At 55.2% G+C, this 13,951-nt stretch carries 14 protein-coding genes and 2 pseudogenes; all 16 read right to left on the bottom strand.

All coding sequences use genetic code 11. From position 1 onward, the window contains the following. Positions 1 to 553: 553 nt before the first annotated feature. Positions 554 to 1,168, bottom strand: a complete 615-nt coding sequence (locus THISIDRAFT_RS14485) for a hypothetical protein (RefSeq protein ID WP_006788860.1) — start codon at positions 1,166 to 1,168, stop codon at positions 554 to 556. A gap of 439 nt (positions 1,169 to 1,607) precedes the next feature. Next, on the bottom strand, positions 1,608 to 1,865 hold the full coding sequence (locus tag THISIDRAFT_RS14480) for a DUF2442 domain-containing protein (protein ID WP_006788859.1): 258 nt from the start codon (positions 1,863 to 1,865) through the stop codon (positions 1,608 to 1,610). A 5-nt stretch (positions 1,866 to 1,870) separates the two neighbouring features. Beyond that, a complete protein-coding gene (locus THISIDRAFT_RS14475; RefSeq protein ID WP_006788858.1) occupies positions 1,871 to 2,131 on the bottom strand; it encodes a DUF4160 domain-containing protein in 261 nt (86 codons plus the stop codon). Positions 2,132 to 2,527: 396 nt separating this feature from the next. Next, entirely contained in the window at positions 2,528 to 3,442 is a 915-nt protein-coding gene (locus THISIDRAFT_RS14470) for an Rpn family recombination-promoting nuclease/putative transposase (protein ID WP_006788512.1), read from the bottom strand. An 89-nt stretch (positions 3,443 to 3,531) separates the two neighbouring features. Then, positions 3,532 to 3,980 (bottom strand): annotated as a pseudogene (locus THISIDRAFT_RS15005) (PD-(D/E)XK nuclease family transposase). After that, positions 3,947 to 4,431 (bottom strand): annotated as a pseudogene (locus tag THISIDRAFT_RS15000) (Rpn family recombination-promoting nuclease/putative transposase). The pseudogenes THISIDRAFT_RS15005 and THISIDRAFT_RS15000 overlap by 34 nt, the downstream one beginning before the upstream one ends. A 549-nt stretch (positions 4,432 to 4,980) precedes the next feature. Further along, positions 4,981 to 5,931, bottom strand: coding sequence for an Rpn family recombination-promoting nuclease/putative transposase (locus tag THISIDRAFT_RS14460; protein WP_221914060.1), 951 nt, complete (start codon positions 5,929 to 5,931; stop codon positions 4,981 to 4,983). Positions 5,932 to 6,034: 103 nt separating this feature from the next. Then, positions 6,035 to 6,361, bottom strand: coding sequence for an addiction module antidote protein (locus THISIDRAFT_RS14455; protein WP_006786231.1), 327 nt, complete (start codon positions 6,359 to 6,361; stop codon positions 6,035 to 6,037). Then, positions 6,358 to 6,516: a type II toxin-antitoxin system RelE/ParE family toxin gene (locus THISIDRAFT_RS15425; protein WP_418896146.1), complete on the bottom strand. Its 159-nt coding sequence runs from the start codon at positions 6,514 to 6,516 to the stop codon at positions 6,358 to 6,360. The genes THISIDRAFT_RS14455 and THISIDRAFT_RS15425 overlap by 4 nt, the downstream gene beginning before the upstream one ends. A 375-nt stretch (positions 6,517 to 6,891) precedes the next feature. Next, positions 6,892 to 7,086 (bottom strand): hypothetical protein, encoded by a 195-nt coding sequence (locus tag THISIDRAFT_RS14445; RefSeq protein ID WP_040851343.1) that lies wholly within the window; start codon positions 7,084 to 7,086, stop codon positions 6,892 to 6,894. Then, positions 7,083 to 7,562: a type II toxin-antitoxin system VapC family toxin gene (locus THISIDRAFT_RS14440; protein ID WP_006786230.1), complete on the bottom strand. Its 480-nt coding sequence runs from the start codon at positions 7,560 to 7,562 to the stop codon at positions 7,083 to 7,085. Before THISIDRAFT_RS14440 ends, THISIDRAFT_RS14445 begins: the two co-directional genes overlap by 4 nt. Before the next feature lie 286 nt (positions 7,563 to 7,848). Further along, complete coding sequence (locus THISIDRAFT_RS14435) at positions 7,849 to 8,055, bottom strand: hypothetical protein (protein ID WP_006786229.1); 207 nt, start codon at positions 8,053 to 8,055, stop codon at positions 7,849 to 7,851. After that, positions 8,030 to 8,311, bottom strand: a complete 282-nt coding sequence (locus THISIDRAFT_RS14430) for a BrnT family toxin (RefSeq protein ID WP_006786228.1) — start codon at positions 8,309 to 8,311, stop codon at positions 8,030 to 8,032. Before THISIDRAFT_RS14430 ends, THISIDRAFT_RS14435 begins: the two co-directional genes overlap by 26 nt. A gap of 444 nt (positions 8,312 to 8,755) precedes the next feature. Further along, positions 8,756 to 12,103: a beta strand repeat-containing protein gene (locus THISIDRAFT_RS14425; RefSeq protein ID WP_006786227.1), complete on the bottom strand. Its 3,348-nt coding sequence runs from the start codon at positions 12,101 to 12,103 to the stop codon at positions 8,756 to 8,758. A 70-nt stretch (positions 12,104 to 12,173) separates the two neighbouring features. Then, entirely contained in the window at positions 12,174 to 12,311 is a 138-nt protein-coding gene (locus THISIDRAFT_RS14420; RefSeq protein WP_159098496.1) for a hypothetical protein, read from the bottom strand. A gap of 776 nt (positions 12,312 to 13,087) precedes the next feature. Further along, the gene (locus tag THISIDRAFT_RS14415) at positions 13,088 to 13,774 is read right to left on the bottom strand and encodes a hypothetical protein (protein ID WP_006786225.1); all 687 of its coding nucleotides are present in this window, start codon (positions 13,772 to 13,774) and stop codon (positions 13,088 to 13,090) included. Positions 13,775 to 13,951 lie beyond the last annotated feature (177 nt).

Below are 13,951 nucleotides of genomic sequence, written 5' to 3'. Positions count from 1 at the left end.
GACCAGGCCAAGGCAAAACAGACCGCCAAGCCAACCTACAAACCGGCGCCGGACCACCCCTTGGAGAGGTCGGGGCAACATCACTCCGGCACCAGCCCAAACACCATAACCACGCATTCTACGGGGGACACTTCTGCTTTGCACAAAAGGGGACTTTTCTGAATTGGGTTGACATGCTGCTACGGGGTTAAAGACTCTCCCCCTGCTAAGGGGGAGTCCCGCCGTAGGCGGGGAGGGGGTCTTGTTTTTTAACACATAACCACCCCGGCGCTGCGCGCCACCCCTCCTTGAAAAGGAGGGGAGTCTTTTTTTTGATGCGTAGCGGGTGTTCCTGGGACCGCGCAGCACCAGCTGCGCATTAAGACATGGCGGCACCTTCCAGGTGTCGCACAAAAACATTGCGTAGCGGGTGCTACGTGCTCCCAGGGGGGATAAAAACCCCCGCCCCGAAATGAAATCACTTCGGCGCGGGGTTGGGTTTAGGGGGTGGCGGCACCTGAGCTGCTGCCATGTTTTAATGCGTAGCGGGTGCTACGCGGTCCCAGGGGATGGATTACCACACCGCCGGTTTAAATCCGGGCGGGGTGGAGAGGTCAATCTGTTCGCCATTTGGGCGCAGGACATATAAACCCTGCTGGAGTGCATACTTGGCGACTTTTTCTTCCACCACCATGCCTGCGACAGCGCCCATCACTTGATGGTCTTTGTAGATGGGCAAGACGCGCTTGAGGTTGCTCAGGCGCTCCAAATGGGCGTCGATGTGTGCTTCCACCAGTTTGCTTTTGCATTCAACACCGATGAGGGCACCATCGTTGACCACCAAGAGGTCAATTTCGAGTTCCACGCCGTTGCGTTTGGCACTGATGTTCGGATAGACGGCATGAACCTCGATGCCTTGGTCACGAAACACGCGCACTACCGCCGGCGCGACCATCTGTTCGACAAACTCACCGAGCCGATTGCCGATATCGCCCAGGTTTTTGGATAGTTGTTTGATCAGGCGCTCGGTTTCCTTTGCTGATTCTTTGATCAGGCGCTCAGTTTCCTGAAACCTGTGATCCGTTTCCAGCGCTGATTCTTTCATCTGGCGTTCAGTTTCCTGAAACCTGCGGTCGGTTTCCTGAAACAGCCGCCAGACATCATCGAGTGTGGGGTTGGTTTGGCTCATGGGATATTCCTCCGGCGATAGTTAGCATGATTATCGCACAGCCGCCGCCACGGGGTTAAAAACTCTCCCCCTGCTAAGGGGGAGTCCCGCCGCAGGCGGGGAGGGGGTTCAAAACAACCACCACAACCACCCCGCCCCTGACGGGGCACCCCTCCTTGAAAAGGAGGGGAGTTTTTTTTGCGGCATCAGAATGATGCCGCCACGGGGAATGCTGGAGCTTTTACCGGGAGCGCTGGAAATAAAGGGAGAGCTGGAGCTCTCCCTCCCCCGGTGCACAGCTGGAGCTGTGCGCTCCCGGAGGGGCGATAAAAAACCCCGCCCGAAATGCAATCACTTCGGCGCGGGGTTGGGTTAGGGGTCTCGGGCATCCGTGCCCGTGGTCAATCCCGACAATGGCGGATTGTCGCTTGCGCTCCGAATCCGCCTTACGGGTTACGGGTTAGCTTAGAACGCACTCACCATTCGTAGCGATTGCCTGATACATCGCGTCTGGTGCCAAATCAAGTTCCCCGGGCCAGGTGACAAAATAGCCGTTCACGGTGACTTTTGCGAACTCACTGGGGTCGAGCAATCGCGAAAAAACACCCCTGTAGGCTGAGGGGAGAAACCGCACTTGGCCTTCAAGTCCGTCAGCGAAACGGACATGGAGACGACCGTGCTCGATGACTTTTGCTTCGATGACTTCCCAATTCAACATCACGATCACTCCAGTGGAGGTATTTCAACGGGTTGCTGATGAGCCTGGCACCGTTCCCAATTTTCCAATAACTCATCCCGATGAAGTTCAGCCCAGTCGAGTACGAGATTCAAAGCGCGACGCGGAAACTTGCCCTCGATGACTTCTAATTTTCGAATATCAATGACAACGCGATACGAGCCATACTCTGCGTGAAAATGTGGTGGCGCATGTTCATTGAAAAACATTCGTACCAAAATTCCAAAAAAGCGACTAATGATTGGCATGATGAAAGGTCACTTTAATAAAAACTAAACAAAATTTATTCTAACCTGACTCCCGTTGCTGGTTGTCATCGGCGGTCACTCCCCAACGGGTTGCATTTCTGCCAAGCATACCACAAACAAAAAACCCCGCCCGAAATGCAATCACTTCGGGGCGGGGTTGGGTTGAGGGTGGCGGACGCATCTTGCGTTCGCTGGAAGTAATGCGACGGCTGGAAGCCGCCGCCAGGGGGTTAAAAACTCTCCCCCTGGTAAGGGGGAGTACCGCCGTAGGCGGGGAGGGGGTCTTGTTTTAAGTCTTTTATAACCACCCCGGCGCTACGCGCCACCCCTCCTTGAAAATGAGGGGAGTTTTTTGTGGCGGCATCAGGATGATGCCGCCACGGGGGCGGACTGTTGCTAACGCGCTGAACCCGCCTGATGCGTTTGTTGTGCTTTGATGGCTGCCAGTTCGTCAGCCGTGATCTGGGCAATGCGCATCACCTGATCATCCGGCAGACCGGCTTGCAGCATATTGAGCACCATTTCATTTCTGCCTTCCTCCCGGCCTTCCTGTCTGCCTTTTTCTAAGCCGACTTTCTCACCATCCCCCCAGGCGGTATCAATCACATTGGTTAGGTCACGGTAGTATTTCAGGCTGGATTCGTAGGCGATGCGCTCTTCGGGTTTAAAACGGGCGATGCTGGCGTGTTTGAACAGGCTGGTAAAGATGCGTTCTTGCAGTTTTTGCGGCTGCTCTTGCAAGCGGTGCAAGTGCCGAAACAGAAAGAACCATTTGTCTTGCAGGGTTTGCAGTTCTTCTTCGGTTTTGCGGAAGTTGGGCAAGGTCAGGTAAATGAAGGTGAGTTTGTCGTAAAACACCTGATTGTGCTGATTTTTCAGTTGTACCTGATGCACCACCTGATCCTTGTGCTGCGGGTCGTTTTTGTCCTCATCAAACACAAAATCCAGAATGCCGATGGTGTAAACCGCCGCTAGTTTGAAATTCCAGTCGTCGCCTTTTTGGGCTTGCTGTTGAATCGGGAAGGTGGCGTAAAACAGGCTGCGGTCTTTAAAAAAGTTCTGCTTGGCTTTTTGCAGTTCGACAATAAAGTGCTCGCCGCGATCACTGACACAGTTGAGGTCAAATATCGCCTTGCGATCCAGCGCACTCGCGCCCTGGTATTCGTTCTGGATGAAGGTTAAATCCCTGATCTGGTGTTTTTCGGGCAGCAGGGTGTTTAAAAAGCTGATCAGGTGCGCTTTGCTGCTGTCTTCACCAAAGATTTTTTTAAAGCCAAAATCGGTGAAGAGGTTGACATAGTGGCCGAGCATCCATCACCTCATGCAGGATCAATCAAGGATACGGGTAGTTTAGCAGAGTGGCGGCACCAGGATGATGCTGCCACGGGGGCGGACTGTTGCTAACGCGCTGAACCCGCCTGATGTGTTTGCTGTGCTTTGATGGCTGCCATTTCGTCAGCCGTGATCTGGGCAATGCGCATCACCTGATCATCCGGCAGACCGGCTTGTAGCATGTTGCGTACCATTTCATTTCTGCCTTCCTCCCTGCCTTCCTGTCTGCCTTCCTCCCTGCCTTCATCGCGTGCGGTATCAATCACATTGGTCAAATCACGATAGTATTTCAGGCTGGATTCGTAGGCGATGCGCTCTTCAGGTTTAAAACGGGCGATGCTGGCATGTTTGAACAGGCTGGTGAAGATGCGTTCTTGCAGTTTTGCGGCTGCTCTTGCAAGCGGTGCAAGTGCCGAAACAGGTAGAACCATTTGTCTTGCAGGGTTTGCAGTTCTTCTTCGGTTTTGCGGAAGTTGGGCAAGGTCAGGTAAATGAAGGTGAGTTTGTCGTAAAACACCTGATTGTGCTGATTTTCAGTTGTACCTGATGCACCACCTGATCCTTGTGCTGCGGGTCGTTTTTGTCCTCATCAAACACAAAATCCAGAATGCCGATGGTGTAAACCGCCGCTAGTTTGAAATTCCAGTCGTCGCCTTTTTGGGCTTGCTGTTGAATCGGGAAGGTGGCGTAAAACAGGCTGCGGTCTTTAAAAAGTTCTGCTTGGCTTTTTGCAGTTCGACAATAAAGTGCTCGCCGCGATCACTGACACAGTTGAGGTCAAATATCGCCTTGCGATCCAGCGCACTCGCGCCCTGGTATTCGTTCTGGATGAAGGTTAAATCCCTGATCTGGTGTTTTTCGGGCAGCAGGGTGTTTAAAAAGCTGATCAGGTGCGCTTTGCTGCTGTCTTCACCAAAGATTTTTTTAAAGCCAAAATCGGTGAAGAGGTTGACATAGTGGCCGAGCATCCATCACCTCATGCAGGATCAATCAAGGATACGGGTAGTTTAGCAGAGTGGCGGCATCTTCTCGGTGTCGCTTTTTGTGCGGCATCAGGATAATGCCGCCACGGGGTTAAAAACTCTCCCCCTGCCAAGGGGGAGTCCCGCCGTAGGCGGGGAGGGGGTTCAAAACAACCACCCCGCCCCTACGGGGCACCCCTCATTGAAAAGGAGGGGAGTTTTTTTTGATGCGTAGCTGGTGCTACGCGCTCCCAGGGGCGCATGTCTTTTAAACCCCACGAGGCCTGCGGCCTCGATGCGTAGCCGGTGCTACGCGGTCCCAGGGGCGCATGTCTTTTAAACCCCACGAGGCCTGCGGCCTCGATGCGTAGCTGGTGCTACGCGCTCCCAGGGGCGCATGTCTTTTAAACCCCACGAGGCCTGCGGCCTCGGTGCGTAGCCGGTGCTACGCGGTCCCAGGGGCGCATGTCTTTTAAACCCCACGAGGCCTGCGGCCTCTATGCGTAGCTGGTGCTACGCGCTCCCAGGGGCGCATTAAGACGTGGCGGACTGTTGCTAACGCGCTGAACCCGCCTGATGCGTTTGTTGTGCTTTGATGGCTGCCAGTTCGTCAGCCGTGATCTGGGCAATGCGCATCACCTGATCATCTGGCAGACCGGCTTGCAGCATATTGAGCACCATTTCATTTCTGCCTTCCTCCCTGCCTTCCTGTCTGCCTTCCTCCCTGCCTTCCTCCCGGCCTTCCTGTCTGCCTTTTTCTAAGCCGACTTTCTCACCATCCCCCCAGGCGGTATCAATCACATTGGTCAAATCACGGTAGTATTTCAGGCTGGATTCGTAGGCGATGCGTTCTTCGGGTTTAAAACGGGCGATGCTGGCGTGTTTGAACAGGCTGGTAAAGATGCGTTCTTGCAGTTTTTGCGGCTGCTCTTGCAAGCGGTGCAAGTGCCGAAACAGGTAGAACCATTTGTCTTGCAGGGTTTGCAGTTCTTCTTCGGTTTTGCAAAAGTTGGGCAAGGTCAGGTAAATGAAGGTGAGTTTGTCGTAAAACACCTGATTGTGCTGATTTTTCAGTTGCACCTGATGCACCACCTGATCTTTGTGCTGCGGGTCGTTTTTGTCCTCATCAAACACAAAATCCAGAATGCCGATGGTGTAAACCGCCGCCAGTTTGAAATTCCAGTCGTCGCCTTTTTGGGCTTGCTGTTGAATCGGGAAGGTGGCGTAAAACAGGCTGCGGTCTTTAAAAAAGTTCTGCTTGGCTTTTTGCAGTTCGACAATAAAGTGCTCGCCGCGATCACTGACACAGTTGAGGTCAAATATCGCCTTGCGATCCAGCGCACTCGCGCCCTGGTATTCGTTTTGAATAAAGGTTAAATCCCTGATCTGGTGTTTTTGGGGCAGCAGGGTGTTTAAAAAGCTGATCAGGTGCGCTTTGCTGCTGTCTTCACCAAAGATTTTTTTAAAGCCAAAATCGGTGAAGAGGTTGACATAGTGGCCGAGCATCCATCACCTCATGCAGGATCAATCAAGGATACGGACAGTTTAGCAGAGTGGCGCGGCGGCTGTGGCGGCATCAGGATGATGCCGCCACGGGGGCGGATTGTCGCTAACGCGCCGAATCTGCCTGACGGGTTACGGGGTTAGTTGGCTGATGCAGGCGTGCCGTTAAATCCACACCCAAAGCCTTCATCACGGCCAGCAGGGTTTTGAGGGTTAGGTTGCCTTGCTCGCTGAAGGAGCGATAGAGTTGTTCACGCGAAAGTCCTGTTTCACTCGCCAGTACAGCCATACCCTTGGCGCGTGCAACGACCCCCATTGCTTTGGCAATAAAAGCCGCATCGCCTGTTTCTAAAGCATCGGCCAGAAAGATCGCAATGGCTTCGTCACTCTCCAAAGCGGCTGCAGGGTCATAGTCGTAGAATATTTCGTTCATTTGGCTTCCCATTCAGCAACTAAGCGGTGTGCGGTTGCAATGTCATCTTGTTGAGTACTTTTATCACCACCGCATAGCAGGATGATCAGCTCGTTGCCATGCTGCTTGAAGTAAACACGATACCCAGGGCCATGATGAATACGCAATTCACTCACGCCTTGACCAACAGGTTTGACATCACCGGCTAAACCATTGGCTAACCTAAGATCCGTGCTGCAATCAACGCTTTGGCACGAGCGTCGCGGAGTTGACTTTCCCACTTTAGGTAAGTATGAGTCTGTTTGATGTCAATCATTTAATGATTGCAGTTCTTAAACGATAAAAAGACAAGCATTGGCTTAAAATTTCAAAAATGAATGAGTTTCGCTCGATTATAGCGGCGGCTCTGGGCGAGAATCAAGGCAACAAAAAACCCCGCCCGAAATGCAATCACTCCGGCGCGGGGTTGGGTTGAAGGTGGCGGACGCATCTTGCGTTCGCTGGGAGTAAAGCGGCACCTGGAAGGTGCCGCCACGGGGGGCGAATCCGCCTTACGGGTTTGATGTATTTGATTCATCATGCCAGCGCGCTTCGATCTGCAATGCGGCTTCATGAGCCATCCGCGCCCGCTCTGCGACACGGTAGCCTGCGGCCTCATTCAATTGACGCTTCACCTCCCAAAGTTCAGCAAGAATTGGATCAGGCGCGCTCATGGGTTGAGGTTGGGTTTGATCTGGTAATGTCATCGGATGCCTTCGAGTAGTTCTTCGGGTGTGGTCAGTAAGGCCGGTGTCTGACCCAGTGAAATGAGTGTATCGAGCAGTCGGGATTTTTGCTCCGGTCCAACAAGATGGGCAAAGTTCCAGCTCAAAAGATAGCGAGCGCCGTGATAGCTGGCCAGCGCAACATGCAGCGCATCCTCTGGTTCCGTTGCTGGAAGCGCACCCGCCTCGATGATCTGTTGCGCCAACCGCTCGCAGTCAGGATTGATTCGGAGAATCTCAATGCTTCGCACCGCATCCAGCCTACGCTGTGCCGCTGCAGGGTCACCTTTTGCAGCTTCGTCGATCACCAGTTCAGAAATCGCCCGCGTCCAGTGTTGATCGGCTTGATCCCACCAGTCACGCGTCCAAACCTGACGCGCCGCCGTCACTACATCTCGGCTCGGGCGCGCTGTCAGATAAGAAATGACCGAGGTTTCAACATAGACTAAAGGTTTCAAGCGTGGTTCGCCTCGTGCGTTGCGCGAATCGCCCGCAATTGCTCCAGCACCAAATTTTCCACATTCTCAGTCATCGGCGGTCACTCTCTAACGGGTTGCTTCTCTGTCAAGCATAGCACAAACAAAAAACCCCGCCCGAAATGCAATCACTTCGGCGCGGGGTTGGGTTGAAGGTGGCGGACGCATCTTGCGTTCGCTGGGGGTAAAGCGGCACCTGGAAGGTGCCGCCACGGGTGGCGCTTTTTGTGCGGCATCAGGATGATGCCGCCACGGGGGCGGATTGTCGCTAACGCGCCGAATCTGCCTGACGGGTTACGCGCTTGCAGCGACGGCGAGCGAATCTAGCCGCATCCTGTATGGCGTTTGCCTCGTCGGTCGCCGCTTGTTTGGCAAGCTCAGCTTCGGTGGTGGCATCCACTCGTGCCGGGTCAATTCGCCCGGATGCCAGCGATGCCGGGATAGTTGGGTCAATCTTGATGCGTACTGTTTTCATAATAGCTCACCTCTCGTTGGTTGGCTTTGCGTGCCGAGATGATGCGGGTGCTGTCATTTCTCACTGTATAAACCACCACAAATAGGCGCTGTTCAATTTTGCCCAGCAGTTGGTAGCGATCTTCGCCATCGTCGTATCGGGTATCGGCTTGGATCAAGCGGTCTGGGTCGAAAAAAGCTCTCGCTGCATAGGCAAAATCAAACCCACGCTGGACAAAGCAGGTATCACTTTTGGTTTCGTCCCATTCAAAATTCATGGTTCAGCATACCACACCCCCCCAACAAAAAACCCCGCCCCCGGGGGGTCGGGAGCGAGGTTTGGTTAAGAGTGACGCGGGCATCCGTGCCCGAGGGGTTAGGGTCTCAAAGGGGTGGCTGGAAAATTAATTCGTACCTGACCCCTTTAATTGCTGATTGAGGACGGCGAGGTACGCGAATTCCATTAGGGCACGGGGATCGACTTCGATGATGATCCCGCTAACGATGCCGGATATATGGCCGCAACGTTTCCTTCTACCAAACAGCGATTTTCCTCTTGCATCGCGGGGCGGACCATATATGGCCCCTTTGATTCCAACTGGTTAACGTGCTCAATGGGTCACCTTTAGACATTAAAAAACCCTGCCCCTCTTGCGAAGGACAGGGTTTGCAGTGTCACCTAAACCCAAGCCACCGGGGTGGCAGGGGCTCTCCAAGGGAGATTAGACAAGTACGAAGTTATCAGCCGTAAGCGTATGCAGCCCAGTAAGCTGCACGGCCAGATCAGTATCGGCAAGAGCAGCGCTCGCGTCTTGGGCGAGGACGTAAGTGTTGCCGTCGAACTGGAAGGCTCCAACACCATTCGCGCCAATGGCCACAGCCGCTGCAGTAAAGGCAGCCGCCAGATCAGCTGCATTACCTACTGCAGTCTGAACCGTCACCTGTGAAACAAAGGTCGTGCCACCCGTAAAGTCTACGAGGTTGAGTTTGTTAGCACCATTCCCGAAGTCGGTAATCACGTCAATAGAAGCGACCTGATCTGCAAGGGTAGCGCCAACAAAGGATTCAGTTGCGGCGTTGTAATCGACAACGTCGTTACCAGCACCGAGCGTGATCGTATCTTTGCCGGCCGAGCCGAAGATCGTATCCGCAGCGGAACCGCCGATGATGATGTCTGCAGAACCACTACCCGTCACAGACAACTTGCCAGTGAGCGCAGACGCATCGATCTTGTGACCCGTACCAACGGCCGCGACCGCATTCGTGATGGTCAGGTCCTTGGAACCCGTGATCACGATGCTGCTGTTGTCCTGAACTTCCAAAGTGCCGATGATGTTGGCAAACTTGCCCGACGAGACGATGTTCGTCGTGCCCGCACCATTGATGTCCAGCGTGGTGATGGTCTGAGCAGCGGTATGCTGGTTGTTCAGTGTCACCGTGGTGGAGAGTTCGCCCACCTTGTTGCTGATCTCGACCTCAGTCACTGTAGCACCGGCGACATCGACGGAGAACTTGTTTGTTGCTGACGCCGCGTTGAACGTCGTAGTACCCGCGTTCAGAACCGAGTACTCAGACAGCGATGTGATCGTAGAGACATCCACGGTAGCAGCATCGCTCAGCCCAAGGACCTCGACGTTGGTGAAGGCATTGATACCCTTCGTGATCTCGGCGGTGAGAGCCGCGTCGCCGATTACTACGGTGTCGCGACCAGCGCCACCATCGACCACGTCCTTAGAGTTGAACGCAGTTGCAGCAAAGGTGATCGTGTCATCACCTGCACCACCGGTAAATTTCACATCTGCCGCGCCTGCAGTGACGAGCGCACCACCTGCGGTCATTGCAGAGGCGTCAACGGTCTTGACGGTATCAGCCAGTGCATCGGTAACGGTCAGCTTTTGGTCGCCAGTGATGGTCACCGTCTCTTCGGTGCCATCAGAGGCCAAACCCTTAACCACGTTGGCCTTGCTACCCGAGGAGCTGACATTCAGGGTCTTGATGGCGGTGCCGTTAAGGGTGACTGTGCCCACATACGAACCATTACTCAGGTTCAGGGTGGCTGCGGTTGCGGTGTTGCCGACCGTCGCAGTAACGGTACCAGTGGTTGTGACGTTGTTCAGTCCAAGCTGCTGAGTGGCTGCCAACGTAATACCGGACAAGTTTGCAGTAGTGAGCGCGGCATTAACGTAGTTCACTTGCTCAAGACCGCTAACAGCAGAGGTATTGAGGCCAGTCGTTGCCGTCGGAGCGAACAGGTTCAACACTTCGACACCACTCATCTGCGGCAGAACCACTGCAGCGGCCGCACCGAAATAATTGAACGTATCGGTCCCGGCAGCGCCGTCGATCTTGTCGCCAGCACTGACCGTAACTAAACCGGCAGAATTATCACCCACGAACGTGTCGTTACCCGATGTGCCAACGAGATTGTCAAGACCGGTAGTGAGCGTGAAGGTTTGGCCCTCGGTCGGGGTCTCGCCACCCGGGGTGGAGAAGTCGAGTTCAGTGCCCGACAGCCCGGCAAAGGCATTGCCCACCAGGTCAGTGATCACGCCAGACTGCATGATCACGCGGTAGTTGACCCCTTCCAGAAGATCATTGGTTGGATTGATGGTCACGCGCGCGCCGTCAAAGGTCACCTGGGTGGCATCGGTGATGCTGATGGTGCGGGTGTCGGCGCTGTTGGTGGGGTTGACGATCTGGATGTTGCCCGTACCCGCTTTGACCGGCTCGGAGAAGGTCAGCACGATGTCGCTGCCCACGGGGATGTTGGCAGCACCATCGGCAGGCGTGCTGCTCACCAGCGTTGGGGCGGTGTTGTCCACCGCAGCGGTCTGGTTGGTCAGTGCCAGCGCGGCATTGCCGACCATGTCTTGCAACTGACGGCTTGCCGTGGCGTTGGGTGTGTAGCTGATGGTGATATTGGCGGTCGGTGCCTGTGCCAGGGTCAAGGTGACAGTGGAACCCTGAATGTTGACGGTTTGCACACCAATGGCGGTTGTGCCTTGTACCACGCTGAAATCAGTGGGCAGCGGCAGGTTGGCCGGATTGAGGTTTTCGCTGTAACCCAGCACCACACTGGAGCCAGACACGGCGGCATTCACCAACTCCGGCGGGGTGTCGTTGAGGTCGGTGACATTGAGCACGACTGGGACGGGCGCGGACTGATTGCCCGCGGCATCGACGGCGCGAATGCCCAGGGTGAAGGTGTTGGCACCGCTTTCAAAGTCGTTGGCACCGGCGGCTTGGCCGTCGGGCTTGTTGACCAGACCGGCCTCGGTCAGGGTGATGCGCCCTTGTTCGTCGATCTGGAAATACCCGTTGTCATTGCCAGAGACGATTTCAAAGCCGGTCACGCCGACATTGTCGGTGGCGGCGACGGTGGCGAGTACGGCGTTAGCCGCCTGGTTTTCGGCATAGCTGAAGGTCTGGTTAGCAGCGATGACCGGAGCTTCCTGGTCGGTGATGACATCGAGAATCAGCGCGCGGGCAGTGGCGACGGGGGTGGTGCCATCAAGCACAGTGACGCGGAAGCCTTCGGTGTTTTCAACCACATTATCAGCGCGAATTGGCACGCTGAAAGTGGCGGTGCTGGCGCCCACTGCCATGGTGACGGTGCTGGGCAGGGTGCCGAAGTCGGTATTGGCACCGCCGACGGTGGCTGCATCCACGGTACCATCAAGGGTATCGCCTTGGAATGACAGGGCGAAGGTTCTGGCTTCGCCTTCTTCCAATGGACGCGAGGCGGTCAGGGTGAAGCTGATGCTCTCGCCTTCGTTGACCTGGCTCGGGCCGGAGAGGGTGAAGGTCAGCTCGCCGGGGGGGGTGCCGCCTTCGATTTCGTCTTTGGCTTGCTGGACCTGGGTTGACAAGGCCACCGTGTTGCCATTGACGGCGGTACGCACGTCGCTGCTTTGCATCAAGACGGCAGCAACGGCGAGGTTACTGGCCTGGCCGCTATCGAGCATCGCTTGCAGCTTGGCGGTGTAGGCCTGCATCAACAGCGCGTTGAGCTGCACGCCGAGGTTTTCAAGAATTTGAGCAATCAGGGTGGAGCCTGTGACTTGAGACATAGTGTATTACCTTTTCCTTACTGAACAAAGTGGGTTAAAACAGCTGTGAATGATTCTATTCGCAAAGCATTTAAATCGCAATGCATTTGCACGGTTTATGGATCGCCGAGTTGTACTCGGCTTGGATCGCCGAGTTGTACTCGGCTTGGATCGCCGAGTTGTACTCGGCTTGGATCGCCGAGTTGTACTCGGCTGGTTTTAAATCCATGCTCCGGCTGCTCGACCCGCCGACTGCAAGTCGGCGATCTATCATAAATTATGCCGAGTGCAACTCGGCGCTCCAAGTCGGCTGGTTTTAAATCCATGCTCCGGCTGCTCGACCCGCCGACTGCAAGTCGGCGATCCATTGGGCCTGGATCGCCGAGTTGTACTCGGCTGGTTTTAAATCCATGCTCCGGCTGCTCGACCCGCCGAGTGCAACTCGGCGATCTATCATAAATTATGCCGAGTGCAACTCGGCGCTCCAAGTCGGCTGGTTTTAAATCCATGCTCTGGCTGCTCGACCCGCCGACTGCAAGTCGGCGATCTATCATATGCCGACTGCAAGTCGGCGCTCCATGATGCCGAGTGCAAGTCGGCGCTCCAAGTCGGCTGGTTTTAAATCCATGCTCCGGCTGCTCGACCCGCCGACTGCAAGTCGGCGATCTATGATGCCGAGTGCAACTCGGCGCTCCAAGTCGGCTGGTTTTAAATCCATGCTCCGGCTGCTCGACCCGCCGACTGCAAGTCGGCGATCTATCATAAATTATGCCGAGTGCAACTCGGCGCTCCATGATGCCGACTGCAAGTCGGCGCTCCAAGTCGGCTGGTTTTAAATCCATGCTCCGGCTGCCCGACCAGCCGACTAAAAGTCGGCGATCCATTGGGCCTGGATCGCCGAGTTGTACTCGGCATAATAAATCCATGCTCCGGCTGCCCGACCAGCCGACTAAAAGTCGGCGATCCATGATGCCGAGTGCAACTCGGCGATCCAGCGCGGCGATCCTATAGACCGAGGGCGGGTTCTATGCCGGTGAGTTCGATCTGTTGTTGTGTGAGCAGGACGAATTCAACGCCTTCAATGTCTTTGGGTGTGCCGCCGAAGGGCGGGCTGGCGGCGCCCATGATCTGTAGCCATTGCTCCGGTTGGGGCGGGTTGTCCGGAGATGGGTTGAAGAGGATGCGGGCGTTGCCTTCCTGGGGTTCGACGTAGTTGCTGAATTGGGTGATGTCGATGCCTTGGGTGTTGCTTTGGTCGATGAAGACGATGCGGTCGCCGTCGGCCTGGCGATAGTTGTTGATGGTGACCTGGCCAAAGCTGGAGAAGCCGCCGTTGCGTTCATCAAACAGGTAGTTGAGGATAAAGAGGTCTTGTACGCCGGTTTGGCCGCTGAGGGTTTGGGCGCTGCTGCCATCTTGGGCGTAGTGCAGGCGCCAGCCGCCCGGTTCTTCACCCAGTTGGGCTTTGGTTGCGGCAATTTCAGCCGACAGGGCGGTGATGAGGCCGTTGACGGCGGCGCGAACATCGGAGGATTGCATGAATACGGCGGCAAGGGCAAGGTTGCTGTCTTGCTGCGCATTGATCATGTTTTGTAGTTTGTTGCTGAAGGTCGTTTGCAGCAAGGCGTTGAGGTTGACGCCGAGACTGTTTAATAGGTGTTCGGATAATGACGAGCCGGTTAGTCGTGACATCGTATGTTACCTGTTATGCCGCTGCCGATGATGAAATAGCGCGAAATGGTACACAGTGGATGGTTTGGTTAATCAGGGTGTGATGGTTGATGTGCTGCTGTGCATGTGATGTTCCTTCAATCATCGTGACCTATGCGGTCGTCAGTGGGTGCGTTGTGTCTAGGCCGGGGTCGCTTT

Source organism: Thiorhodospira sibirica ATCC 700588 (assembly GCF_000227725.2).
Classification (GTDB): domain Bacteria; phylum Pseudomonadota; class Gammaproteobacteria; order Ectothiorhodospirales; family Ectothiorhodospiraceae; genus Thiorhodospira; species Thiorhodospira sibirica.
The sequence above is the reverse complement of the archived record's forward strand: the minus strand, read 5'-3'. Positions and strand labels throughout refer to the sequence as shown.

What these genes read in the sequence shown, in the direction of transcription:
- THISIDRAFT_RS14485 (WP_006788860.1), bottom strand. Translation starts at nt 1,168, where the DNA reads ATGAGCCAAACCAACCCCACACTCGATGATGTCTGGCGGCTGTTTCAG.
- THISIDRAFT_RS14480 (WP_006788859.1), bottom strand. Translation starts at nt 1,865, where the DNA reads ATGTTGAATTGGGAAGTCATCGAAGCAAAAGTCATCGAGCACGGTCGT.
- THISIDRAFT_RS14475 (WP_006788858.1), bottom strand. Translation starts at nt 2,131, where the DNA reads ATGCCAATCATTAGTCGCTTTTTTGGAATTTTGGTACGAATGTTTTTC.
- THISIDRAFT_RS14470 (WP_006788512.1), bottom strand. Translation starts at nt 3,442, where the DNA reads ATGCTCGGCCACTATGTCAACCTCTTCACCGATTTTGGCTTTAAAAAA.
- THISIDRAFT_RS14460 (WP_221914060.1), bottom strand. Translation starts at nt 5,931, where the DNA reads ATGCTCGGCCACTATGTCAACCTCTTCACCGATTTTGGCTTTAAAAAA.
- THISIDRAFT_RS14455 (WP_006786231.1), bottom strand. Translation starts at nt 6,361, where the DNA reads ATGAACGAAATATTCTACGACTATGACCCTGCAGCCGCTTTGGAGAGT.
- THISIDRAFT_RS14445 (WP_040851343.1), bottom strand. Translation starts at nt 7,086, where the DNA reads ATGACATTACCAGATCAAACCCAACCTCAACCCATGAGCGCGCCTGAT.
- THISIDRAFT_RS14435 (WP_006786229.1), bottom strand. Translation starts at nt 8,055, where the DNA reads ATGAAAACAGTACGCATCAAGATTGACCCAACTATCCCGGCATCGCTG.
- THISIDRAFT_RS14430 (WP_006786228.1), bottom strand. Translation starts at nt 8,311, where the DNA reads ATGAATTTTGAATGGGACGAAACCAAAAGTGATACCTGCTTTGTCCAG.
- THISIDRAFT_RS14425 (WP_006786227.1), bottom strand. Translation starts at nt 12,103, where the DNA reads ATGTCTCAAGTCACAGGCTCCACCCTGATTGCTCAAATTCTTGAAAAC.
- THISIDRAFT_RS14420 (WP_159098496.1), bottom strand. Translation starts at nt 12,311, where the DNA reads ATGGATTTAAAACCAGCCGAGTACAACTCGGCGATCCAAGCCGAGTAC.
- THISIDRAFT_RS14415 (WP_006786225.1), bottom strand. Translation starts at nt 13,774, where the DNA reads ATGTCACGACTAACCGGCTCGTCATTATCCGAACACCTATTAAACAGT.